The organism is Streptomyces sp. NRRL S-37 (assembly GCF_000721605.1).
GTDB lineage: Bacteria > Actinomycetota > Actinomycetes > Streptomycetales > Streptomycetaceae > Streptomyces.
The window spans coordinates 180,600-203,600 of the sequence record NZ_JOIZ01000015.1; the positions used below are offsets into that span (position 1 = coordinate 180,600).

At 72.2% G+C, this 23,001-nt stretch carries 18 protein-coding genes; 10 read left to right on the top strand and 8 right to left on the bottom strand.

Features of this window, described 5'->3' with window-relative positions:
* Positions 1-34: 34 nt before the first annotated feature.
* Positions 35-643, bottom strand: coding sequence for a PP2C family protein-serine/threonine phosphatase (locus IH50_RS0122165; RefSeq protein ID WP_051767408.1), 609 nt, complete (start codon positions 641-643; stop codon positions 35-37).
* Between IH50_RS0122165 and IH50_RS0122170 the strand changes: the two genes are divergently transcribed.
* Positions 591-2,153: a WD40 repeat domain-containing protein gene (locus tag IH50_RS0122170; RefSeq protein ID WP_158801289.1), complete on the top strand. Its 1,563-nt coding sequence runs from the start codon at positions 591-593 to the stop codon at positions 2,151-2,153. The two genes, IH50_RS0122165 and IH50_RS0122170, sit on opposite strands and share 53 nt — an antisense overlap.
* A gap of 29 nt (positions 2,154-2,182) precedes the next feature.
* On the opposite strand, the gene IH50_RS0122175 is transcribed toward IH50_RS0122170, so the two are convergent.
* On the bottom strand, positions 2,183-3,178 hold the full coding sequence (locus IH50_RS0122175) for an aldo/keto reductase (RefSeq protein WP_030864983.1): 996 nt from the start codon (positions 3,176-3,178) through the stop codon (positions 2,183-2,185).
* Positions 3,179-3,306: 128 nt separating this feature from the next.
* Between IH50_RS0122175 and IH50_RS0122180 the strand changes: the two genes are divergently transcribed.
* Positions 3,307-4,158: a helix-turn-helix transcriptional regulator gene (locus tag IH50_RS0122180; RefSeq protein ID WP_030864985.1), complete on the top strand. Its 852-nt coding sequence runs from the start codon at positions 3,307-3,309 to the stop codon at positions 4,156-4,158.
* 240 nt (positions 4,159-4,398) lie between these two features.
* On the opposite strand, the gene IH50_RS0122185 is transcribed toward IH50_RS0122180, so the two are convergent.
* Positions 4,399-5,010 (bottom strand): DUF998 domain-containing protein, encoded by a 612-nt coding sequence (locus IH50_RS0122185; protein WP_030864988.1) that lies wholly within the window; start codon positions 5,008-5,010, stop codon positions 4,399-4,401.
* A 115-nt stretch (positions 5,011-5,125) separates the two neighbouring features.
* Between IH50_RS0122185 and IH50_RS0122190 the strand changes: the two genes are divergently transcribed.
* Complete coding sequence (locus IH50_RS0122190) at positions 5,126-5,956, top strand: alpha/beta fold hydrolase (RefSeq protein WP_030864991.1); 831 nt, start codon at positions 5,126-5,128, stop codon at positions 5,954-5,956.
* A gap of 85 nt (positions 5,957-6,041) precedes the next feature.
* Here IH50_RS0122190 and IH50_RS0122195 read toward each other — a convergent pair whose 3' ends face one another.
* The 5 genes from IH50_RS0122195 to IH50_RS0122215 all read right to left on the bottom strand — a co-directional run bounded on the left by IH50_RS0122195 (position 6,042) and on the right by IH50_RS0122215 (position 12,496).
* Positions 6,042-7,232, bottom strand: a complete 1,191-nt coding sequence (locus IH50_RS0122195) for an MFS transporter (RefSeq protein ID WP_030864996.1) — start codon at positions 7,230-7,232, stop codon at positions 6,042-6,044.
* A gap of 55 nt (positions 7,233-7,287) precedes the next feature.
* Entirely contained in the window at positions 7,288-8,232 is a 945-nt protein-coding gene (locus IH50_RS0122200) for a carbohydrate ABC transporter permease (protein ID WP_030864999.1), read from the bottom strand.
* A 1-nt stretch (position 8,233) separates the two neighbouring features.
* Complete coding sequence (locus IH50_RS0122205) at positions 8,234-9,166, bottom strand: carbohydrate ABC transporter permease (protein ID WP_030865000.1); 933 nt, start codon at positions 9,164-9,166, stop codon at positions 8,234-8,236.
* Between the two features lie 22 nt (positions 9,167-9,188).
* Positions 9,189-10,559 carry an extracellular solute-binding protein gene (locus IH50_RS0122210; RefSeq protein ID WP_030865003.1) on the bottom strand — a complete coding sequence of 457 codons (1,371 nt, stop codon included), beginning with the start codon at positions 10,557-10,559 and terminating at the stop codon, positions 9,189-9,191.
* Between the two features lie 110 nt (positions 10,560-10,669).
* Positions 10,670-12,496 (bottom strand): glycoside hydrolase family 2 protein, encoded by a 1,827-nt coding sequence (locus IH50_RS0122215; protein WP_030865006.1) that lies wholly within the window; start codon positions 12,494-12,496, stop codon positions 10,670-10,672.
* A gap of 176 nt (positions 12,497-12,672) precedes the next feature.
* Between IH50_RS0122215 and IH50_RS0122220 the strand changes: the two genes are divergently transcribed.
* From IH50_RS0122220 to IH50_RS0122250, 7 genes are all read left to right on the top strand, one after another.
* On the top strand, positions 12,673-13,686 hold the full coding sequence (locus tag IH50_RS0122220) for a LacI family DNA-binding transcriptional regulator (protein WP_030865009.1): 1,014 nt from the start codon (positions 12,673-12,675) through the stop codon (positions 13,684-13,686).
* Positions 13,687-14,055: 369 nt separating this feature from the next.
* Positions 14,056-15,072 (top strand): LacI family DNA-binding transcriptional regulator, encoded by a 1,017-nt coding sequence (locus IH50_RS0122225; protein WP_030865010.1) that lies wholly within the window; start codon positions 14,056-14,058, stop codon positions 15,070-15,072.
* Between the two features lie 666 nt (positions 15,073-15,738).
* The gene (locus tag IH50_RS0122230) at positions 15,739-16,836 is read left to right on the top strand and encodes an ABC transporter substrate-binding protein (RefSeq protein WP_030865013.1); all 1,098 of its coding nucleotides are present in this window, start codon (positions 15,739-15,741) and stop codon (positions 16,834-16,836) included.
* Between the two features lie 67 nt (positions 16,837-16,903).
* Positions 16,904-18,463 carry a sugar ABC transporter ATP-binding protein gene (locus IH50_RS0122235; protein WP_030865017.1) on the top strand — a complete coding sequence of 520 codons (1,560 nt, stop codon included), beginning with the start codon at positions 16,904-16,906 and terminating at the stop codon, positions 18,461-18,463.
* Complete coding sequence (locus IH50_RS0122240) at positions 18,456-19,418, top strand: ABC transporter permease (protein WP_030865019.1); 963 nt, start codon at positions 18,456-18,458, stop codon at positions 19,416-19,418. The genes IH50_RS0122235 and IH50_RS0122240 overlap by 8 nt, the downstream gene beginning before the upstream one ends.
* Positions 19,415-20,452, top strand: coding sequence for an ABC transporter permease (locus tag IH50_RS0122245; RefSeq protein WP_030865024.1), 1,038 nt, complete (start codon positions 19,415-19,417; stop codon positions 20,450-20,452). Before IH50_RS0122240 ends, IH50_RS0122245 begins: the two co-directional genes overlap by 4 nt.
* A gap of 138 nt (positions 20,453-20,590) precedes the next feature.
* Entirely contained in the window at positions 20,591-22,963 is a 2,373-nt protein-coding gene (locus tag IH50_RS0122250; protein ID WP_030865026.1) for a glycoside hydrolase family 2, read from the top strand.
* Positions 22,964-23,001 lie beyond the last annotated feature (38 nt).

Genomic DNA, 23,001 nt, shown 5'->3' on the forward strand with positions numbered 1-23,001 from the left:
ATATTTCCAGGGGTGTCCAACGGCATGGACGGCCTCATTCCCGTGGTGGGCCGGACGCGTCGCGCCGGACCGCGAGGATCGCCCGGTCGTCCGCCTGGGGCCCGTCCGTCCACCGCTTCACGTCGGCCAGCACCGCACCGGCCGCGGCGTGCGCGGCGGAGAAGGGAGCCAGGCGCGGCAGGTGCCGCTGGGGGTCGTAGAAGTCGCCGGTGCGGTTGCGGGCCTCGGTGACACCGTCCGTGACCATGATCAGAACCGAGTCCCGCTCGAAGGCCACCTCGGCGACGGCGGGGAAGCCGCGGCACAGGTGCCCCAGACCGAGGGGCAGCCCCGGCTCCGTGCCGCCCACCGTGCCCGTGTCGGTGCCGCGGACCAGGTAGGGAGGGGGGTGCCCGAGGTTGAGCAGGCGCATCGCGTGGGTGCCCGCGGGGAACTCGAGCAGGAGCGCCGTGGCGAAGACGGTCTCGAGCGCGCCGGCGTCATGGCTATGCGTCTCGCGCTCCAGGGCGATGTCCAGCCGTCGGGCGAGGGCGGCGAGGTCCGGAGCCCGTTCCGCCGGCACCCTGGCGGCGACGGCACCGGTGCACGCGGTGGCGTTCGGTCCGGACGGCTCGCTGCTCGCCTCGGGGGAGGACGACGGCACCGTACGGTTGTGGCGGGTGCGCGACCGGCGGCGTCCCGGCCCGGTGCTCCGGGTGGGAGGGGCCGTGCGGGCGCTGGCCTTCCGTCCCGGGGACGGCACTCTGGCGGTGGCAGGGGCGGACGGGACCGTCACGTTCTGGGACGTCGCGACCGGCCGCGGGAAGGGCTCGGCCCTGGAGGACGCGGGGGAGGTCGAGGGCCTCGCGTCCAGCCCGGACGGCTCGCTGCTGGCCGTCGCCGGGGCGGACGGCGTCCGTGTCCGGGACTCCCGCACGCATGCCGACCGGGGCCGGCTCACCGGTCACACGGACACGGTGCTGTCCGTCACCTTCAGCCGCGACGGCAGCACCATCGCCACCGGCGGCCGGGACAACACCGTACGGCTGTGGCAGACCGCCGGACCGTCCGCGCTGTCCGTGCTCCGCGGCCACAGCGGCCCCGTCGGGGCGGTGGCCTTCGGCGCCGGCGGTCTGCTCGCCACCGCCGGGGACGACGCCGTCGTACGGCTGTGGGATCCCGCCCGCGGTCCGTCGCACCACCGTCCCGTGGCGCCGCTGCTGGCCGTGGACCGGTACGGCGGGCGGGTGGTCACCGGCGCCGCCGACGGCCGGGTCACGGTGTGGGACGCCGCCCGGCGTCGCGCGGTGCGCAGCTTCCGCGCCCACGACGGCGATGTGCGCAGTGTGCTGTACGGCCGTGCGGGGTCCCTGCTGGTGACGTCGGGTGACGGCGGCAGGATCAGGCTGTGGGATCCCGACGGCCGTCGGCCGGCCGGTGAGTTCCCCGTCCAGTCGGCGCCCGTGAAGACGCTCGCGCTCAGCCGGGACGGCACGCGGCTGGTGAGCGGCTCGGACGACGGGACCGCGCGGCTGTGGGACGTGGCCGGCCGGCGGCAGATCGGCGAGCCCATGCGGCACCACACCGACTATCCCGTCTTCGGTGTGGCCCTCAGCCCGGACGGTTCGCTGCTGGCCACCGGGGGCCAGGACGAGACGGTGCAGCTGTGGCGCACGAGCGACCGCCGGCGGCTGCGCACCCTGGACGAGCACGACGACACCGTCTTCACAGCCGCGTTCAGTCCGGACGGCACGCTGCTGGCGACCGCCGGGCGGGACTGCACCGTGCGCCTGTACCGGCTGGACGTGCTGCGGCGCCCCGGCAGCAGGCCCGCACCCGTCGTCCTGTCCGGGCACACCGGTCCGATCGTGTCCCTGCGCTTCGACCGCGGCGGTGACACCCTCGTCACCAGCAGCCGGGACGGTACCGCGCGGCTGTGGGACATCCCCCGCCGGGCGCCGAAGGCGACACTGCGCGGGCACACCGGCCGGGTCGCGGACGCCGTGTTCGACGGTGACGACACCCTGCACACGGTCAGCCGTGACGGCACCTGGCGCACCTGGGACCTGGACCCGCGCCGGGTGGCGGCACACGTCTGTGAGCGGGTGCCGCCGCCGACCCGGGCGTACTGGGAGCGCATCGCTCCCGGCACGCCGTACCGCGACGGCTGCTGACGCCGGCCGGTCCCGCCGGGGAACCGGGCTCAGTTGCCCACGCCGAGGGAGGACATGAACGCCGCCGGGTAGCGGTCGCCGCGGGCCGCGCCCGGCGGTACCGCCTTCTCGATCTCCGCGAGGTCGTCCGCGGTGAGGACGAGGTCCAGCGCGGGCAGCGCCTCGGTCAGCCGCTCGCGGGTGCGGGGGCCGACCAGCGGCACGATGTCCTCGCCCTGGGCGGCGACCCAGGCGATGACCAGCTGGGCGACGGTGCACCCCTTCGCGTCGGCGACCCGGCGCAGGGCCTCCACGAGGGCGAGGTTGTGTTCCACGTTGCCGCCGGAGAACCGGGGGCTGAACGCCCGGTGGTCACCGGTGCCGGCGCCGCGGCCGGCGGTCCAGTGCCCGGAGATGAGGCCGCGCCCGAGGACGCCGTACGCGGTCAGACCGATGCCGAGCTCCCGCAGCGTGGGCAGGACCTCCGCCTCGACCGCGCGGGAGATCAGCGAGTACTCGATCTGCAGGTCGGTGACCGGGTGCACGGCGTGCGCCCGGCGGATCGTCGCCGCGTCGACCTCCGAGAGGCCGAGATGGCGTACGTACCCGGCGTCGATCAGCTCCTTGATCGCGCCCACCGTCTCCTCGATCGGCACCGCCGGGTCCAGCCGCGCGGGACGGTAGATGTCGATGTGGTCGGTGCCCAGCCGGGTCAGCGAGTAGGCGACGAAGTTCCTCACCGCCTCGGGACGGCCGTCGAACCCGCCCGGGGCGGGGGTCGGCCCGCTCAGCATGCCGAACTTGACGCTCAGCCGGTAGCTGTCCCGGTCGCGGCCGCGCAGCGCCTCGGCGAGCAGCAGTTCGTTGTGGCCCATGGCGTAGAAGTCGCCCGTGTCGATCAGCGTGACGCCGGCGTCCAGCGCGGCGTGCACGGTGGCGATGCTCTCGGTGCGGTCGGCCGCGCCGTAGGCACCCGACATGCTCATCGCGCCGAGGCCCAGCGCGGAGACGATCGGACCGTCGCTGCCCAGCGTGCGTGTCTGCATGGTGTTCTCCTTCGTGGTCGCTTTCGTCGTCCACCTTGCGCCGGTGCCGGGCCCGCCGGGAGCGGAGCGTTCATCGTGGGAGAGCCGCTCCCTGGATCGGGGGGTGTGCCGGGAGGGACCATGAGGTCATGCAACGTGAGGAACTCGCCGACTTCCTGCGCCGCCGCCGTGAGGCGATCCGTCCGGCCGACGTCGGCATCACCGACGGCCCGCGCCGCCGCACCGCCGGGCTGCGCCGGGAGGAGGTCGCGATGCTGGCGGGCATGTCGGTGGACTACGTCGTACGGCTCGAACAGGGCCGGAGCAGTCAGCCGTCGACGCAGCTGCTCGTGGCGCTGGCCAGGGCGCTGCGGCTGTCCGACGACGAGCGCGACCACCTGTTCCATCTGGCCGGTCACCGGCCCCCGCCCGCCGACGGGGTGGCCCGGCTGGCCCGGGCGGGTCTGATGCGCCTGCTGGACCTGCTCGGCGACACTCCGGCGCTGGTGCTGTCCGACCTGGGGGAGGTGCTGGCGCAGAACCGGGCGTCGGTGCTCCTGATGAGCGACCTCACCGGCTTCCCGGGCGACCGCCGCTACCTCGTGTACCGCTGGTTCACCGAGCCGGCCGCCCGCGCCGTCGGCCCCGCCGAGGAGGAGGAGTACTACGGCCGTCAGCTCGTGGCCGATCTGCGCGCGGCCGCCGGACGCCGGGCCGGCGACCCCACGGTCACCGGGCTCGTCGAGCGGTTGTCGGCCGCCAGCGCGCGCTTCCGGCGGCTCTGGGCGGAGCACGAGGTGGCGGTGCGGCGCGCCGACCGCAAGACGTTCCTGCACCCGCGAGTGGGCCGGGTGCTGATGGACTGCGAGACCCTGGTCACTCCCGACCAGGGGCAGCAGCTGCTGGTGCTCACTCCGGCGGACGCGGAGGCCCGCGAGCGGCTGGAGCTGCTGCGCGTGCTCGGCAGCGAGGAGTTCCCCACGGGCACGACCGGCCGCTGAGACCGGTCGCGCGCCGGCCGGGCGCGGAACACATGCGGTCGAGGGCGGCCACGCCCGCCGGGGCGGATACCGCGCATGTCCTCACGCGGAAACCACCGGCCCTCCCCCCTGAACCGTCCAAGACCTGGGACGCCTCGACGCCGGTGATGTTCCCGGCGCGCCGCGGGGGCGGCCGGGTCCGACGGACCGCGTACGGCGGCCGCGGCGCAGGCCGCCCGGCCCGCACCTCACCGGCCCCCGTCAGCCCGCCCGGCCCGCGGGCGGCCCGACGCCGCCGGCATGACGGAGGCAGGAGGTGACGACCACGAAGGGCCAGAGGGACTGAAGGGCCGTCACCACCCGCTCCGCGACGCCCGCCGCGCCGTGACGGTGCGCCTCCACGAGGAACCAGGCCGCGCCGGCGACCATCAGGGCGGTCACCGCGGCCGAGACCGCCGGCCGCAGCGCCCAGGGAGCGGCACGGCCTCCGACGGCGGCCAGCGGCGGCCACAGGGCCAGCAGCGCGAAACCGACGGCGGCCACCGAGCCGTGCCGCAGCGATCCCCCGCTGCTCGGCACCGGTAACACCGCCACCACCAGCGCCGCCACTCCCCCGCCGGCCAGCGCCACGCGCCCGGCGGTCGCCGCCACACGCAGTCCCCACGCGGTGAACAGATGACAGGCGCCCAGGGCGAGCAGCGCCCCGGTCATCACCCAGGATCCCGCGGCCCCGTAGGCCGCCAGCACACTGATCGTCTGCCGGACGGGGTCATAGGCGGCTCCCTCCAGCGACGCCGCGATCACCCAGCCCGCGATCAGCAGGACGGGAGCGCACCCCGACGAGAACAGGACCCATCTGGGAACAGACACCATCGAACCACCATAGAACGCATCCAAACGCCTCTCAGCAGGCATTCCGGAGATGAGGCGCGCCGGGCCGGCGCGTAGGGTGAATGCCGTCGATCCGGTTCCTTCGGAGGGATCATCCATGGGCACGGTCACCACCGCCGACGGCACGACCATCTTCTACAAGGACTGGGGTCCGCGCGACGGACAGCCGATCGTCTTCCACCACGGCTGGCCGCTCAGCGCCGACGACTGGGACAACCAGATGCTGTTCTTCCTCTCCCACGGCTTCCGCGTGATCGCCCACGACCGGCGCGGTCACGGGCGCTCGAGTCAGACCTCGTCCGGCCACGAGATGGACACCTACGCCGCGGACGTGGCGGCGCTGGCCGGCGCCCTCGATCTGCGCGGCGCCGTCCACGTCGGGCACTCGACGGGCGGCGGTGAGGTCGCACGGTACGTCGCGCGGGCGGAGCCGGGCCGGGTCGGGAAGGCGGTGCTGGTCGGCGCGGTTCCCCCGGTCATGGTCAAGTCCGAGAGCAATCCCGGCGGAACGCCCATCGAGGTCTTCGACGGGCTCCGCGCGGCGCTGGCCGCCAACCGCGCGCAGTTCTACATCGACGTGCCGTCGGGTCCGTTCTACGGCTTCAACCGCCCCGGCGCGGAGGTCTCCCAGGGGCTGATCGACAACTGGTGGCGACAGGGCATGATGGGGGCGGCCAACGCGCACTACGAGTGCATCAAGGCGTTCTCCGAGACCGACTTCACCGAGGATCTCAAGAAGATCGACGTCCCGGTCCTCGTCGCGCACGGCACCGACGACCAGGTCGTGCCGTACGAGGACTCCGCGCCGCTGACGGTCGAACTGCTGAGGTACGGCACCCTGAAGGCCTACGAGGGGTACCCCCACGGCATGCTGGCGACGCACCCGGACGTCGTCAACCGCGACATCCTGGAATTCGTGAAGTCGTAGCCCGGCACCGGTACGACGGCTCGCGCCGGCATCGAGGACGAACCGGCGCCGGCACCCTGCTCGTGGTGGGCCGTGCGGCCGGCGGTCATGTCCCCGCCGGCACCGGCCGCCGCAGCAGATAGCCGGCCGCGGCCACGACGAGGACTCCCATACAGGCGATGAACACCAGGCCCGCGCCCTCCAGGCCCATCGGTCCCGTCAGCAGCCCCACTCCGATGACCGGCACCGAGATGCCCAGGTACGCCACCACGAACAGCGTCGAGATCACCGCCGCGCGCCGGTCCGGCGGGGAGGCCCCGCTCACCGCGGACAGCGCTCCGCGGAACGCGAGCCCCTGGCCGAACCCTCCGACGATCGCGCTCAGCACCACCAGCGTCAGCAGGTCCCAGTGCAACGCGCCCGCGAGCAGCGCCAGCCCGGCGAGGAGTCCGGCGCACCCCAGCGGCAGTGACCGGACCGTGCCGACCCGGCCGGCGGCCAGTTGTCCGCCGGTCGAGGTGAAGAAGGCCAGCGCCACGACCAGGCCGCTCACGGCGTGGTCGGTCACGTCCAGGTACCGCGCGAGGAAGGCCGGGCTGACGGAGGTGAACACGCCGAGCAGGGCGAATCCCACGAACGAGGCGGTCGCCGCCGGGCCGAACACCGGCCGCACCCGGGGCGGCACGCCGGGCCGCCGCGGCCGTACGGTGCTCAGCGGGCGGCGCTCCGCCACGGTCTCCGGGAGCCGCAGCAGGACGGCGGCCGAACAGGCAACCAGGGCGAGGTGCACGGCGAACGGCAGGTACAGCGGCCAGGGCGCGTACTCGGCGAGGACTCCGGCGAGCAGCGGACCGCAGCCGAGGCCGCCCATGTTGACGGCGGTGGCGACGAACGTGGCCCGTGAGGTTCCGCCGGGCGGCGCCGACTCCATGACGTACGCCGTGGCGGCCCCGGTGAACAGTCCGGCGGAGAACCCCGACAGCAGCCGTCCGGCGTACAGCCAGCCCAGCGCGGTGGCGCACAGGAAGCAGACGGCGCTCGCGGCCGCGCAGCCCAGCCCCCACAGCAGCACCGGACGTCTGCCCACGGCGTCCGAGGCGTCGCCGGCCAGCAGCAGCACTCCGATGACCGCGAAGGCGTACGCGGCGTAGACGACGGTGACCGTCAGCTCGGAGAAGCCGAACTTCTGCTGGTACAGGGGGTAGAGCGGGGTGGGCAGCGTGGTGCCGGTCATGCACACCGCGAACACCGCGCCGCCGAGCAGACACACCCGCCATCCGTGACGATCACCGGCCATGTCCCGACGCTAACGCCTCACCCGGCCCCGGTCCCCCGGTGGCACGCCACCGGGGTCACTGACCGCCGAGACCGGTCGTCGCCACCGACTTCACGATGTGCCGCTGGAAGAAGACGAACACCAGCACGAGGGGCAGCGCGGCCAGTACCGAGGACGCCATGGTCTGGGCGTAGTTCACGCCGTACGCGTCCTTCACCGCGGTGATGCCGACCGGCAGGGTCATCAGTGCCGGGTCGGAGGTGGACACGAACGGCCACATGAAGTTGTTCCACGCGCCGATGAACACGAAGATCGACACCGCGGCGAGCATCGGGCGGGACAGCGGCAGCATCACGGACCAGAAGATCCGGGCGTGGCCGGCGCCGTCGATGCGGGCCGCCTCCTCCAGCTCGCGCGGGAGGGAGTCGAAGTGCTTCTTCAGGATGAAGACCATCACCGGCGCGACCGTCTGCGGCAGGATCACCGCCGCGTAGGTGTCCACCAGGTCCAGGGTGAGCATCTGCTGGAACCACGGCACGATCAGGAGCTGCGGCGGCACCAGGATCGACGCCATGGTGACGGTGAACAGCCACCGCCGGCCGCGGAACAGCGTGCGGGAGAAGGCGTAGCCGGCCATCGCGGACACGGCCACGGTGATGACGGTGACGGCCGCCGCGATGAAGAAGCTGTTCAGCATCCACAGGGGCAGGTCGCCGCGCTCGATCACGGTGCGGAAGCCGTCCAGGGTGAAGCCGCCCCGCGGCCAGATCCAGTGCAGCGGATCACTGGCGTCCTGCTCGGACTTGAACGCCGTGAGCACCGCCCAGGCCATCGGCAGCAGCCAGATCAGCGCCATGACCGCGAGGGCCGCCAGGGCCAGCGCGCGGGCGAGCCGGCCCGGGCCGAGGGTGAGGTGGGGTCCGCGCCCCGGGACCGGCCGGTCGCGGTGGGCGCGGCGGGCGGCGGGGAGCGGGGAGACCGAACGGCGCGCGGGCCGTGTCGGGACGTCGATGGAGGTCATGTCACTTCTCCCTGCGGCGAAGGGCGACGAACTGCACGGCGGAGGCGAGGACGATGAGGGTGAAGAAGACGTAGGCGATGGCGGAGGCGTAGCCGAGGCGGTAGCCGGTGAAGCCCATGTCGTAGAGGTACTCGACGACGGGGCGGGTGGAGCCGTCGGGTCCGCCCTTGGTGAGCAGGTACACCTGGTCGAAGACCTTCAGCGAGGCGAGGATCTGCAGCACCGTGACGACGCCGATGATGCGCCGCAGCTGCGGGAGCGTCACGTGCCACAGCCGCCGCCAGGCGCCGGCGCCGTCCAGGGCGGCGGCCTCGTAGAGGTGGTCGGGCACGGCTTGCAGCGCGGCCAGGAACAGCAGGAAGTTGAAGCCGACGGTCCACCACAGGGTGGCGATCACGATGGCGTACAGGGCGACGGACTCGTCGCTGAGCCAGGCGAACCCGTCCAGTCCGACCGCTTGCAGCAGGTGGTTGTAGAGGCCGAGGTCCGGCTGGTACAGCCAGCCCCACAGCAGGCCGATCACACCGACCGGCAGCAGGTAGGGGGCGAAGAACGCGAGCCGCCACACCCACTGTCCGGGCAGCCCGGTGTACACCAGCAGGGCCATGCCGAGGGCGACGACCACCAGGGGCACGGTGGAGACGACGGTGAACCACACGGTGTGCCACAGCGAGCGCCACATCTCGGCGTCGCCGAGCGCCTCCGTGTAGTTGTCCAGTCCGATGAACGACGGGTCCTGGGCGGCGAGCGAGGTGTCGGTGAGGCTCATCCAGGCGCCCTGGACCAGCGGCCAGAGCATGAAGAGGACGAACAGGACGAGGAACGGCAGGGCGAAGAGGAGCCCCGGGGAGAAGGCGCGGCGCGGTGTCGCACCGGGTCCCCGGGCAGGGCGGGCGGCCTTCGGACGGCCGCGGGAAGCGAGTTCGGTGGACATCTGCTGCCTCCTTCGCGGCGGCTCAGGCCGGGCTGGGCTTGGAGAGGGCGGTGTTGATCCGCTCGACCATGGCGCGGGCCGCGCGGTCGGGCGCCAGGCCGTCGAGCAGTGCCTGCTGGAGCACCTGCGACATGGAGTTCTGGAAGTCGGAGCCGGCTCCGGCGAACCAGACGGCCGGGTCGAGCACCACGTGGTCGGCCGCCTGCGCGTACCGCGCCTGCGGCTCCAGCCGCGCGTACTCCCGGGTGCGGGTCACCGGCTGGTAGGCGGGGATGTGACCGGCCTTCGCCCAGGTCTGGCCGGTCTTGAGGATCGCGGCCACCGCCTGGTGGGTGCGCCTGCGGTGTGCCTCGTCGGGATCGGGCCGGTGCGGCAGCACGAAGGAGTGGGAGTCGGCGTAGACCGCCGGGGTGCCGAACACGGTGGGGAAGGGCGCGGCCCCGAGCTTCGGGTCGGCGGCCCGGAAGGTGCCGAGTTCCCATTCGCCGGAGAGGATCATGGCGCTCTGGCCGTTGGTGAAGTTGGCGAGGGCGGCCGGGTAGTCGAGGCGGCGCGGGTTGGCGCGGCCGTCGACCAGTTTCTGCATGAAGGCGATGACCTCGGTCATCGCGTCGGTGTTCGCCGTGACCTCCCCGCCGATGGGCAGGTCGAAGTCGTTGCCGGTCTGCCGGTAGAGCCCGTAGAACAGCCGCCAGCCCTGTGCCGTGTCGTTGACGTAGCCGAAGGCGATGCCCTGCTTGCCGGAGGCCTTGGCCAGTTCCCGGCCGGCTTCGAGGAACCGCTCGGGGGTGGAGAAGGCGTCCTGGTCGAGGCTTCCGTCGCCGGTCAGCAGTCCGGCCTCGCGGACGGGTTCCGGGTGGTAGAAGACGATGAACGGGTGGGTGTCCAGCGGGATGGCGAAGGTCCGGTTCTCGAACTGGGTGCGGCCCCAGACCGCCTCGGCGAAGTCCTGTTCGCGGACGCCGAATTCGGCGAGCAGGTCGGTGTCCCAGGGGTCGAGCAGTCCGAGCGGCGCGTATCCGGCCAGGCGCGACATGTGGGAGACGGCGACGTCCGGGCCGCGCCCGCCGGCCGAGGCCATGGCGAGCTTGGTGTAGTAGGGCGTGCCCCATTCCAGCACGGTCCGCTCGACGCGGGTGCCGGGCATCTCGGACCGTGCGGTGCCGATGAGTTCGTCGAGCAGGGCGCCGTCGGCGCCGCTGAACAGGTCCCACATCCGCACGGTGCGCGGGTCCGACGCGGCGGACGCGGATCCGCAGCCGGCGAGCGCCCCGCCGCCGAGGAGTACGGCGGCGGAGGCCAACGAGGCCCGGAGCAGGCCCCGTCGGGACGGCGCGGCGCGGCTGCCGTCCGGCGGGGCGGAGGCGGCCCGTGGGCCAGGCAGGTCGACCATGGCACTACCTTTCTCTACATCGATGTACATCACCGGCGGACGCCGCGGACGACATGCCGTGCGGACGGGGTCCCGGTTCCGGTCGTCCGCCGGGCCGGGAGCGGATCGTCTCAGCCGGCGGATTCGAAGGCGGCCGCGCGCTGCTGGACGCGGCGCAGTTCGGCGGTGTCGAACTTCTCGGCGCGGTCGAATCCGTAGACGCCGTTGCGTTCCTGGAAGACGTCGGTGAGCTGCGTGTAGCAGTAGCCGAACATGTCCGGGTCGTCGAGCAGGACGTCCACCAGGCCGGTGAAGCGGGCCAGGAACTCCTCGGTGGTGCGCGGCCGTTCGCCGTATCCCCAGGAGGTCCCGCGCTCGTCGCCGGCGGCGGTCGCGGCGACGGCCGCGTCCCACCAGATGCCGCCGAACTCGCTGCAGAAGTAGGGCTGTCCGCGGTAGGGGACGGACCAGTCGCGGCCGTCGGGTGCGGTGTTGACGTACGGGCGGTCCTCGGCGAGTCCGGCCATGGTCCCGGCGAAGGCGCGCGGGTCCTGCTCGTAGCAGTGCGCGTCGTAGACGTCGGTCTCGGGCACGCGGTGGGCGTAGCCGGAGGCGTCGATCACCGGGCGGCTGGGGTCGGCCTGCTTGGTGGCCAGGAACATCGCCCGGGTGACGTCGTCGAGCTGGGTGATCCGGTCGTGCAGGTGCTGGTACGTCTCGTTGAGCGGGCACCAGCCGATGATCGACGGGTGGGAGTGGTCGCGCTCCAGGGCCTCCAGCCACTGGGCGACGTAACTGGCGTCGGGGCGCTGGTTGTCGTCGCGTACGCCGGTCTCGCAGCCCCAGTCGCCGAACTCGCCCCACACCAGGTAGCCGAGGCGGTCGGCGTGGTAGAGGTAGCGCTCCTCGAACACCTTCTGGTGCAGCCGGGCCCCGTTGAAGCCCGCCCGCAGCCCGAGTTCGATGTCGCGTACGAGGTCGGCGTCGGTGGGCGCGGTCATCAGGCCGTCCGGGTAGTAGCCCTGGTCGAGCACCAGCCGCTGGAACACCGGCTCGCTGTTGATCAGGACCCGCTTGCCGTGGAGGGCGACCGAGCGCAGTCCGGCGTACGACGTCGCCTCGTCGACGATTCCGCCCTCCGCGTCGAGGAACTCGAAGCGCAGGCCGTACAGGTGCGGGTCGGCCGGGGACCAGGTGCGCAGCCGGTCCTCGGGCACGGTCAGCACCAGCCGGGGGCACAGGTCGAGGTCGGCGCGGGCGGAGGCGGACACGACCTCGCCGTGCTCGTCCGTGAGGACCGCCCGCACCCGGTGGCCCGGCAGGTTGCCGGTGACCGGGAGGTCGATGTGGAAGGAGCCCGAGCCCAGGTCGGGGGTGATCCGCGGGCGCTTGAGGCGGGCCGTGGCCGGCACCGGTTCGAGCCACACGGTCTGCCAGATCCCGGTGGTCCGGGTGTAGTGGCAGTGGGTGTTGGCGTACCAGGTGGCCTGCTTGCCGCGGGCCTGCGGGCCGTGCCGGGTGTCGCGGGCGCGGACCACGATCACGGCCTCCTCACCGGGCGCGGCCGCCCCGCGCAGTTCCGCGGTGAAGGGGGTGAAGCCGCCGCGGTGGCGGGCCACCTCGGTGCCGTTGACCCAGACGGTGGCGTCGTGGTCCACCGCCCCGAAGTGCAGCAGTACGTCGCTGCCGGACCACTCGGCCGGGATCGTGACCGTGCGCCGGTACCAGACGGCCTCCAGAAAGTCCGTGTCGCCGATGCCCGACAGCTCGGACTCGGGACAGAAGGGCACGAGGATCTCGCCCGCGAGGTCGCGGTCGCGCAGTCCGCGCTCCAGTCCGCTGTCCCCGCGGTCCGTCTCGAACTGCCAGCGGCCGTTGAGGTTCAGCCAGGCCTCGCGGACGAACTGGGGCCGGGGGTACTCCGGACGCGGGACGTCCGAGGACAGGGGCGTGCTCATGCTGCTCCTCATCAGTGCAGGTGCGCTGCGTACGGGGTCATGCGACCATACGATTACATCGATGTAAATGGCGGCGGCGGAAAGTTTTCGACGGAACGGTCCACGCCGCCCGCGGCCCCGTCCGGCGGAGCTGCCGTTACGATCCCCCCGTCAGCGGGAGGGACGAGAAGGGAAGCATGGGCAGGCCCAGGATCAAGGACGTCGCACAGTACGCCGGCGTCTCGGCGAAGACCGTGTCGAACGTCCTCAACGACTACGAGCACGTCTCCGAGCAGACCCGGACCGCGGTGCGGGAGGCCATCGACGCGCTCGGCTACCGGGTCAACATCGCCGGACGGCAGCTCCGCCGGGGCCGTACGGGCATGATCGCGCTGGCCGTGCCGGACCTGGACGTCGCCTATTTCGCCGAAGTGGCCCGGCACGTCATGGCGGAGACCGAACGCCGGGGCAGCACCACGCTGCTGGTCGAGACCGGCGGACGGCACGAGAAGGAGCTGGCCGCGGTGCGCGGGTTCGACGCCCAGTTCACCGACGGCGTCATCCTCTCGCCGCTCGCCCTGCTCCCCCGCGACCTGGCCGATCGTGACACCCGGCTGCCGCTGGTGCTGCTGGGTGAGTGCAACCTGCCCGGCAGCGCCGACCATGTCGCGATCGACAACGTGACGGCGGCGCGCGAGGCGACCGAGCACCTGCTGTCGCGGGGGCGCCGGCGCATCGCGGTGATCGGCGGTGACCCGCACGGATCGCGGAACACCAGCCGGCTGCGTACGGTCGGCCACCAGGAGGCCCTGGCCGCGGCCGGGGTCGAACCGCGCGACGAACTGATCCTTCCCGTCCCCGCGTTCCGCTGGGCCGACGGAGCCGCCGCCGCCCGCGCCCTCATGCGGCTGCCAAAGCGGCCGGACGCGATGCTCTGCCTCAACGACCACTTGGCGCTGGGGGCGATACGGGCCCTGCACGAGGACGGCTGGACGGTGCCGAAGGACCTGGACGTGGTCGGGTTCGACGACATCGAGGCCACCCGGTTCAGCATCCCCACCGTCACCACCGTCGCCCCGGACAAGCGGGGCATCGCGCGGCGGGCGGTGGAGCTGCTGCTGGACCGTATCGACGCGGACGGGCCGGGCGGGCCGGCGGTCGACGAGACGGCGGGGCACCGGCTGATCGTGCGGGAGAGTTCGGGAGGGTGAGGGGCCGGGCCGTTCCGGACGGCGGCCCGCCCGCCCATGGCCACGGGGCCGCTCCGGTGGGCGGATGCCGTCGGCGCATCCGGCGGCGGGACACCGACCGGAGCGGCTCTCCCGCCAGGACGGCCCGCCGACGGCGTGCCGCCGGGAGATCCGCTCCCCTCGCGCCCCCAGGGCCCGCGTCCGGGGGACGTCCGGGCCCGTGCGGTCCGCGGGCCGTTCCCGACACGCCCCCGTTCGCGCCTTGTCAGTGTCACGGAACGGCATGTATAACGTTGTAAAACTTGAGCCCAGCGGCTCGGCGCACGGCTCGTGGTGACGGCGCGCATCCGCACCGACCGACCGGGGCGGGCCGCTCACGAAGGGATTGCCGTGCGGGTCAGCCTCAAGGACGTCGCCGCGCACGCGGGGGTCTCCATCAAGACCGTCTCCAACGTGGTGAACAACTACCAGCACGTCACCCCGGCCATGCGCGAGCGTGTCCAGCGGTCCATCGACGCGCTCGGTTACCGGCCCAACCTCGCCGCCAGGCATCTGCGGAAGGGGCGTACGGGCATCATCGCGCTCGCCCTGCCCGAACTCGGGAACCCCTACTTCGCCGAACTGGCCGCCTCCGTCATCGACGCCGCGTCCGAGCACGACTACATCGTGCTGCTCGATCACACCGGGGGCATGCGCGAGCAGGAGCTGCTGGTGAGCCAGGGCTTCCGGGCCCGGGTCATCGACGGACTCATCCTGAGTCCCATCGAGCTGGAGACCGAGGACCTCCGCGACCGCACCGAGGACGTGCCGCTGGTGCTGCTCGGCGAGCGGGACTACGACCTGCCGTACGACCACATCGCCATCGACAACGTGGCCGCGGCCCGCGCCGCCGTCCGGCACCTGATCGGTCTCGGGCGCCGGGAGGTGGCGTTCATCGGGGCCCGGCGCGGACGCAGCGAGCCCGCGCAACTGCGCGTGCGGGGCTGGCGCGAGGAACTGACCGCCGCGGGGCTGTCGTCCGACGAGGGGCTCGTCGCCGCCACCGACGGCTGGGGACACGCCGACGGGGCACTGGCCATGAGCCACATCCTCGACAGCGGACGGCGGCCCGACGCGGTGTTCGCCTACAACGACCCGATGGCGATCGGGGCGATGCGGGTGCTGCACGAACGGGGGCTGCGAGTACCGGAGGACATCGCCGTCGTCGGCTTCGACGACGTGATCGAGGGACGCTTCGGGGCGGTGACGCTCACGTCCGTGTCACCGGACAAGGCCGCCATCGGCCGGCTGGCGGTGGAGTCGGTACTCGCCCGCCTCAACGACCGGGCGCCGGAACCTCGGCGGATCTGGGCGGACTATCAGCTCGTGGAACGCGAGAGCACGGTGGGCCGGCCGGCGAGCTCCTGACACCGCGGTCCACGGCCGCGCGGGAATCCGCGCCGCGGCCGTGGCCGGCCGGCGCGCCCGTCCGCCCGTGGCACCGCGAAGCACCTCCGGGCACAGCGGGAACAAGGACGTCGCCCTCCTCGCTCCCGCTGTGCCCGGAGACGCTTTCCGTCCTCCCGGCCGGCTGTCGCGCGGTCCGTCCGGCGACAGCGCGCGGCCGGTCCGGTGAGCCCGAGGCCTCACCGGCGATGACAGCCGGCCGCCCCGGACAAGGCCGGTCACAGCCCTGTCCGGGACAGGCGTCCGGCCGGTGCGGTCCCCCGCTCGCCCGGCGGGGACCGGCGCAAGGAATACGTCCGCCCTCGCACCCGGTTCCCGGAAGGCGCCTCCAGGGAACGCGGACGGGACAAGTGCCGCGGGTCCGGTGAATCCGCCGCCCACCGGGGCCACTTCACGACGGCCGGCCGCGCGCGCACTCCGTTCTCCGCAGAATGCGCTTGCGGTGCCGCTCACGCCCCCCGCGTTCGCTTCGCACCTTGTGCGCAAGGGGTTTACAGCATCCTTCCAACGATGTAAAACCTCCTTGCGGCGCACCGGACGCCGCTATGCACAAGGGGAGCAGCTACACATCCGCGGGCCTTTCGGCTCCCCAGTTCCCTTTTCAGCGTCACCCGGATCGGGGTCACCATGCAGCGCACCACTCACCGTTCTCACCTTCTCGCCCGTCCCGTGGTCGTGGCCTTGGCCGCCGCCGTGGCCCTGACCGTCACCTCCTGCGCCAAGTCGGAGGACGACGCGTCGGGCGACAAGAAGTCCCCGGCGGCCGCCGCCGGCGCCGAGCAGAAGGTCGTCACGCCGAAGCCGGGCAGCGAGACGTGCACCATCGACGCCTACGGCGGCGAGAAGCTCGACCTGAAGGGCGCCACCGTCGGCTTCTCCCAGTCGGAGAAGGAGGCCAACCCGTTCCGTATCGCGGAGACGCAGTCCATCAAGGACGAGGCGGACAAGAGAGGCGTCAAGCTGCTGACCGCCAACGCCCAGTCGCAGTTCTCCAAGCAGATCAGCGACGTCCAGACGCTGCTCGCCAAGGGTGTCGACCTGCTGGTGATCGCGCCGCTCAACTCCGACGGCTGGGACCCGGTGCTGCAGGCCGCCGCCGTGAAGAAGGTCCCGATCGTCACCATCGACCGTAAGATCAACGCCACGGCGTGCAAGGACTACGTCTCCTTCATCGCCTCGGACTTCGTCGAGCAGGGCCGGCGTGCCGCCGACCAGATGATCGAGGCCACCGGCGGCAAGGGCGAGGTCGCCATCCTGCTGGGCTCGGCCGGGAACAACGTCACCACCGAGCGCACCAAGGGCTTCAAGGAGCGCGTCGCCGAGAAGGCCCCCGGCCTGAAGGTCGTGTTCGAGCAGACCGGTGACTTCACCCGTGAGAAGGGCCAGCAGGTCACCGAGCAGCTCATCCAGTCCAAGCCCGGCATCAAGGGCATCTACGCGGAGAACGACGAGATGGGCCTCGGCGCGGTCGCCGCGCTGAAGGGCGCGGGCAAGAAGGCCGGCGACGTCAAGATCATCACGGTCGACGGTACGCGCAACGCCGTCCAGGGCGTCGTCGACGGCTGGATCAGCGGCGTCGTCGAGTCCAACCCGAGGTTCGGCCCGCTGGCGTTCCAGACGCTGGACACCTTCACCCAGGGCAAGGAAGTCGCCCAGGACATCGTGATCCAGGACAGCGCCTACACCGCGGACAACGCGAAGCAGGACCTCGGCAAGGCCTACTGATCCCGTCGCGGGGCCCGGTCTCCGGGCCCCCTGTCCGTCCGTCACCCCTTTCTTCCTGGAGGCACAGGTGGCTCCCCCCGCCGAAGTCCTCGCCGTCCGCGGACTGAGCAAGTCCTTCCCCGGCGTCCGGGCCCTGGACGACGTGGACCTGACCCTGCATCCCGGTGAGGTCCACGCCCTGATCGGCGAGAACGGCGCCGGCAAGTCGACCCTCATCAAACTCCTCACCGGGGTCTACCGGCCCGACGCCGGTGACATCGTTTTCCAGGGCCGTGAGGTCTCCTTCGGCACGCCGCTGGAGGCCCAGAAGGCCGGGATCTCGACCATCTACCAAGAGGTCAATCTCATCCCGCTGCTGAGCGTGGCCCGCAACCTCTTCCTGGGCCGCGAGCCGCGGAACCGTTTCGGCCTGCTGGACTCCGCCCGCATGAACCGGGAGGCCGAGGAGGCGCTGCGCGCCTACGGCGTCCGGGTGGACGTCCGCCGGCCGCTGCGCACCCTCGGTGTCGGCGCGCAGCAGATGGTCGCCCTGGCGCGCGCCGTGGCGAGCGAGGCCCGGATCGTCATCATGGACGAGCCGACCTCCTCGCTGGAGCCGCGGGAGGTCGAGACGCTGTTCTCGGTGATCCGCCGGCTGCGCGACGAGGGGATCGCCGTCGTCTACGTCAGCCACCGCCTGGACGAGCTGTACGCCGTGTGCGACACGGTCACCGTGCTGCGCGACGGCCGTCGCGTGCACCACGGCCGCCTCGCCGACCTCGACCGGCTCTCCCTGGTCTCCACCATGCTGGGCCGGGAGCTGGGCGAGGTCCGCGCGGAGGGCCTGACGAAGTTCACCGGCGACCACCACGCCACCGACAGCCGGCCGGTGCTGGAGGCCGTCGAGCTGACGGTCCCGCACAAGCTGAACGAAGTATCGGTGAGCATCCGTCCCGGCGAGGTCGTCGGTCTCGGCGGGCTGCTCGGCTCCGGACGCACCGAGACCGCGAAGGCCATCTCCGGTGCGCTCGGCACGAGTTCGGGCCGGGTGACGGTGGCCGGGGTCCCGCTGCGCGGCGGCTCCACCCCGGCCGCCATCCGGGCGGGCATCAGCCTGCTGCCGGAGGACCGCAAGAGCGAGGGCATCGTGCCCGGTCTGTCGGTGCGCGAGAACATCTCGCTGGCCGTGCTGCCCCGCCTCTCCCGCTTCGGCCTGGTCTCCGAGGCGCGCGTCGACAGCATCGTGGACACGTTCATCGAGCGGCTGCGGATCAAGGCGTCCTCGCCGCAGCAGAAGGTCGGCGAACTGTCCGGCGGCAACCAGCAGAAGGTGCTGCTCGCCCGCTGGCTGGCGATGAACCCCAAGGTGCTGCTCCTGGACGAGCCCACCCGGGGCATCGACGTCGGCGCCAAGGCCGAGGTGCAGAAACTCGTGGACGAACTGGCCGCGGACGGCCTGGGCGTCCTGCTCATCTCCTCCGATCTGGAGGAACTGATCGAAGGGTCCGACCGCGTGGTCGTACTGAAGGACGGTGCGGTCGTCGGCGAACTGACCGGCGACGACGTCACCGAGGACAAGCTGATGCGGACCATCGCCGGGCACGCCCCGGAGAAGGACGCGGTCGAGGGGGCGGCCACCGATGGCTGAAGCCACCCTCAAGACCGTCCCGCTGGACAAGGCCCGCGTCCTGCAGTGGCTGCAGACGTACGGCGTCTACGCCGGCGTGGCGCTGCTGCTGGTCGTCAACATCGCCGTCACCCCGCACTTCCTGTCCGCGGAGAACTTCCGCACCCAGGCCGTGCAGGTCGCCCCCGTCATCATCGTGGCGCTCGGCATGGCCCTGGTCATCGGCACCGAGGGCGTCGACCTGTCGGTCGGTGCCGTGATGGCCCTGGCGGCCTCCGTGACGGCCCTCTACCTCGGCTACGGTCTGGTACCGGCCCTCCTCGTGGTGGCGGTGTTCGCCGCCGTCGTGGGGCTGGCCAACGGAGCGCTGGTGGCGTTCGTCGGGGTGCAGCCGATCGTGGCGACGCTGGCGCTGATGGTCGGCGGCCGGGGCGTCGCCCTGGTGCTGCTGCCGCAGCTGGAGGACCTGCGCAATCCCTCGCTGGCCTCCCTGGGGTCGGGCGACGTGCTGGGCGTCCCGTATCTGATCCTGATCGCCACCGTGCTGGCGCTGCTGGTGGCGTTCGTCGTCCGCCGCACCACCTTCGGGCGGCAGCTCCTCGCCATCGGCGACAGCCGTCCGGCCGCGGAGCTCGCCGGACTGCCGGTGCGCCGGGTGCTGATCCTGGTGTACGTCGTCTGCGCGCTGCTCGCCGCCGTGGCGGGCGTCCTCGCCACCGCGCGGCTCCAGGCCAGCGACCCGACGTCGCTGGGCAACCTGATGGAACTGTCCGCCATCACCGCCGTCGTGGTCGGCGGGACACCGCTGACCGGCGGCCGGGTGAACATCGCCGGCACCGTGGCGGGAGCCGTCCTCATCCAGCTGCTCACCGCCACCCTCATCAAGCACGATCTGCCGCCCTCCTGGACCCAGATCGCGCAGGCCATAGTGATCGTCGCCGCGGTCTACGCGGCACGGGGACGGGGGAAGCGATGACCGCCACGAAGACGGACGCCCCGGTGACCCCGGCGGACGCCGGGAAGCCGGCGGCGGCCGGCGGGCCCGTGGGTCCCGCGCGCTCCGATCGGGTGAGCGCGCTGGTCCAGCAGCACGGCGCGCTGGCGGTACTGGTGGTCGTCTCCCTGGTGGCGTCGTTCAGCTTCGACTCCTTCGCCACCGGGGACAACGTCGGCAACATGGCGACGAGTTCGGCGTTCCTGGCGATCGTCGCGCTCGGCATGACCTTCGTGATCATCACCGGGGGCATCGACCTGTCGGTCGGCTCGCTGTTCGCGCTGGGCGGGGTCCTGGCGGCCTGGGGTTCGCGGCACGGCACTCTGGTGGCGCTGCTGCTGCCGCTGGTGGTGTGCGGGGCGATCGGCGTCGTCAACGGGCTGCTCGTGGCCCGCTCCCGGCTGGCGCCGTTCATCGTCACCCTGGCGGCCATGCTCGGCGCGCGCGGTCTGATGCTGGCGCTCACCGACGAGGGCGCCGAGACGTATCTGATCGGCAAGGGTTCGTTCCTGGCCGAACTCGGTCAGGGCACGACCCTCGGTGTCGGCAACCCCGTGTGGGTCACGCTGGCGCTGTTCGTCGCCGGCGCCGTCGTCCTGCGCCGTACGCGCTTCGGCCAGCATGTGTACGCGGTCGGCGGCAACGAGGACGCGGCGGCGCTGATGGGCGCTCCGGTGGCCCGTACGAAGATCCTCGTCTACACGCTGTCCGGGGTGCTGGCGGGGCTGGCCGGTGCGCTCAACGCGGCCTGGCTCGCCTCCGGCGTGACCATTCTCGGCAACGGCATGGAGCTGGACGCCATCGCCGCCGTCGTCATCGGCGGCACCCTGCTCACCGGCGGGCTCGGCTATGTCAGCGGCTCGCTGGTCGGTGTGCTGCTGCTGAGGGTGATCCAGAACGTCATCAACCAGGTCGGTTCCCTGGACTCCTCCTACCAGCAGGTCGTCAGCGGCGCGTTCCTGGCCGTCGTCGTCATCGCCCAGACGTGGCTCGGCCGCAGACGGCAACTCCTGTAGAACTCCGGACGCGGCGGCGGGCCACACCTGTGACGCCCGCCGCCGCGTCCGGGCACCAGGCGGCCGGTCACGCTCCATCGCGCGACCGGCCGTTTCCGCACGCGCACGTCTCCCACCCCCACTTCCCAAGGAGTGACGATGCGTCGAACACCCGCACCACCGCTTGCCCTCCCCCGGTCGGGACGGCAAGCAGGCCGGGTCGCCACCGTGCTCGCGGTGCTGGCCCTCCTCGCCGGAACGGTCCTCGCCGTCTCCGGCGCCGCGGCGGCGGCACCCCAGGCGCCTCAGGCGTGGACTCCGAAGCCCGCGCCGATGACCACCCCCTGGACCGGCCAGGTCCCGGTCGACGACCCGCTGCCCGAGTACCCCCGTCCACAGCTCACCCGCCCCGACTGGGCCAATCTCAACGGCATCTGGGACTTCGCCGTCACTGCGGCGGACGCCGGCCGGCCCGCCTCGTTCACCGAGCGGATCCGGGTGCCGTTCGTCGCCGAGTCCGCGCTCTCGGGCATCCAGCGCAGGATCACCCAGAACGACAAGCTCTGGTACAAGCGCACCTTCACCGTCCCCTCGAACTGGAACGGGCGCCGCGTCCAGCTCAACTTCGGGGCCAGTGACTGGCGTACCACCGTGTGGGTCAACGACCGGCAGGCCGGTGCCACCCACAGCGGCGGCTACGACTCCTTCTCCTACGACATCACCGACCTGCTGAACGGCGGCACGAACACCGTCGTCGTCTCCGTGTGGGACCCCACACAGACCGGCGGTCAGGCGGTCGGCAAACAGCGGATCAACGACGTGACACCCCATCCGGGTGGTGGCATCTTCTACACCGCCGCGTCCGGCATCTGGCAGACGGTGTGGCTGGAACCCACGGCGGCAGCCCACATCACCCGCCTCGACATGGTGCCGGACCTCACCGGCAACCGTCTCGAGGTCACCGTGCGAGGCACCGGGACCGGCGGCCACCAGGCCCGGGTCACCGTCTCCAGCGGCGGTAGCGCGGTCGGCACCGCCACCGGACCGGTCGGCGGTGAGTTCACCGTCCCGGTCCCGAACGCACACCGGTGGACGCCGGACGACCCGTTCCTCTACGACGTGAAGGCGGAGCTGCTCTCCGGCGGCACGGCGGTCGACTCCGTGGGCAGCTACACCGGGATGCGCTCCATCGGTCTCGCCCGCGTCGGCGGGCTGCTGCGCCCGGTGCTGAACGGCGAGTTCGTCTTCCAGACGGGCACCCTGGACCAGGGCTACTGGCCGGACGGCATCTACACCGCGCCGACCGACGCCGCCCTCCGCCACGACCTGCAGAAGCACAAGGACCTCGGCTTCAACATGGTGCGCAAGCACATCAAGGTCGAGCCGCAGCGCTGGTTCTACTGGGCCGACCGGCTCGGACTGCTGGTGTGGCAGGACATGCCGGCCATGGACACCCGCACCCCCGACTCGGCGGCACGTACCCAGTGGGAGGCCGAGTACGACCGGATCATCGACCAGCACCGCAGCTCCCCGTCCCTGGTGATGTGGGTCAACCAGAACGAGGGCTGGGGCCAGTACGACCAGGCCCGTATCGCCGACGAGGTCAAGGCGTACGACCCGTCCCGGCTGGTGAACAACATGAGCGGGGTCAACTGCTGCGGGGCGGTGGACGGCGGCAACGGTGATGTGGTCGACCACCATGTGTACGTCGGCCCCGGCACCACGGTGCCCAGCGCGACCCGCGCCGCGGTCCTCGGTGAGTTCGGCGGGCTGGGCTTCAAGGTGGCCGGCCACGAGTGGTACCCCGGCGGCGGCTTCAGTTACGAGGACCAGCCGGACCTCGCGCACCTGAACAACCGGTTCGTCGGTCTGCTGGACGGCATCCGTGAGGTCCGTATGCCCCGGGGGCTGTCCGCCTCGGTCTACACGGAGATCACCGATGTCGAGAACGAGGCCAACGGCCTGCTCACCTACGACCGTCAGGTGGTCAAGGTCGACGAGGCCAGGGTCAGGGCCGCCAACCGGGCCCTGATCGACGCCTCACGCTCGTCGGCCGCGCCCGTCACCCTGCCCACCGGCCAGTACAGGTCGCTGCGGGTGACGACCCCCGGCTACACCGACCGCTATGTGCGGCACCAGGACGGCGCCGCGTTCACCGCGGTCGTCACCGGCGGCAGTGAAGCGCTGCTGAAGAACGACGCCACCTGGCGGATCGTGCCCGGTCTGGCTAACAGCGGCTGCTACTCGTTCGAGTCGCGGAACTACCCGGGCGAGTATCTGCGCCACCGGGAGTACCGCGTGTACAAGGAGGGCGGCAGCGGCGACCTGTTCCGCGCCGACGCCACCTTCTGCCCCGTCCGGGGCGCGAACGGCGGGGTGAGGCTGTCGGCCTACAACTTCCCCGAGCAGTATCTGCGCCATTACAACGCCGGACTGTGGCTGGCCACCCCGGGTGGAACCCACGCCTGGGACAACCCCGCCCTGTTCACCGAGGACACCACCTGGGCGGTGGAGGCCCCCTGGGCCCCCTGACCCCATGAAGAACGGGGTGGTGCGGGCGCCCATAGGAG

What these genes read in the sequence shown, in the direction of transcription:
- IH50_RS0122175 (WP_030864983.1), bottom strand. Translation starts at nt 3,178, where the DNA reads ATGCAGACACGCACGCTGGGCAGCGACGGTCCGATCGTCTCCGCGCTG.
- IH50_RS0122180 (WP_030864985.1), top strand. Translation starts at nt 3,307, where the DNA reads ATGCAACGTGAGGAACTCGCCGACTTCCTGCGCCGCCGCCGTGAGGCG.
- IH50_RS0122185 (WP_030864988.1), bottom strand. Translation starts at nt 5,010, where the DNA reads ATGGTGTCTGTTCCCAGATGGGTCCTGTTCTCGTCGGGGTGCGCTCCC.
- IH50_RS0122190 (WP_030864991.1), top strand. Translation starts at nt 5,126, where the DNA reads ATGGGCACGGTCACCACCGCCGACGGCACGACCATCTTCTACAAGGAC.
- IH50_RS0122195 (WP_030864996.1), bottom strand. Translation starts at nt 7,232, where the DNA reads ATGGCCGGTGATCGTCACGGATGGCGGGTGTGTCTGCTCGGCGGCGCG.
- IH50_RS0122200 (WP_030864999.1), bottom strand. Translation starts at nt 8,232, where the DNA reads ATGACCTCCATCGACGTCCCGACACGGCCCGCGCGCCGTTCGGTCTCC.
- IH50_RS0122205 (WP_030865000.1), bottom strand. Translation starts at nt 9,166, where the DNA reads ATGTCCACCGAACTCGCTTCCCGCGGCCGTCCGAAGGCCGCCCGCCCT.
- IH50_RS0122210 (WP_030865003.1), bottom strand. Translation starts at nt 10,559, where the DNA reads ATGGTCGACCTGCCTGGCCCACGGGCCGCCTCCGCCCCGCCGGACGGC.
- IH50_RS0122215 (WP_030865006.1), bottom strand. Translation starts at nt 12,496, where the DNA reads ATGAGCACGCCCCTGTCCTCGGACGTCCCGCGTCCGGAGTACCCCCGG.
- IH50_RS0122220 (WP_030865009.1), top strand. Translation starts at nt 12,673, where the DNA reads ATGGGCAGGCCCAGGATCAAGGACGTCGCACAGTACGCCGGCGTCTCG.
- IH50_RS0122230 (WP_030865013.1), top strand. Translation starts at nt 15,739, where the DNA reads ATGCAGCGCACCACTCACCGTTCTCACCTTCTCGCCCGTCCCGTGGTC.
- IH50_RS0122240 (WP_030865019.1), top strand. Translation starts at nt 18,456, where the DNA reads ATGGCTGAAGCCACCCTCAAGACCGTCCCGCTGGACAAGGCCCGCGTC.
- IH50_RS0122245 (WP_030865024.1), top strand. Translation starts at nt 19,415, where the DNA reads ATGACCGCCACGAAGACGGACGCCCCGGTGACCCCGGCGGACGCCGGG.
- IH50_RS0122250 (WP_030865026.1), top strand. Translation starts at nt 20,591, where the DNA reads ATGCGTCGAACACCCGCACCACCGCTTGCCCTCCCCCGGTCGGGACGG.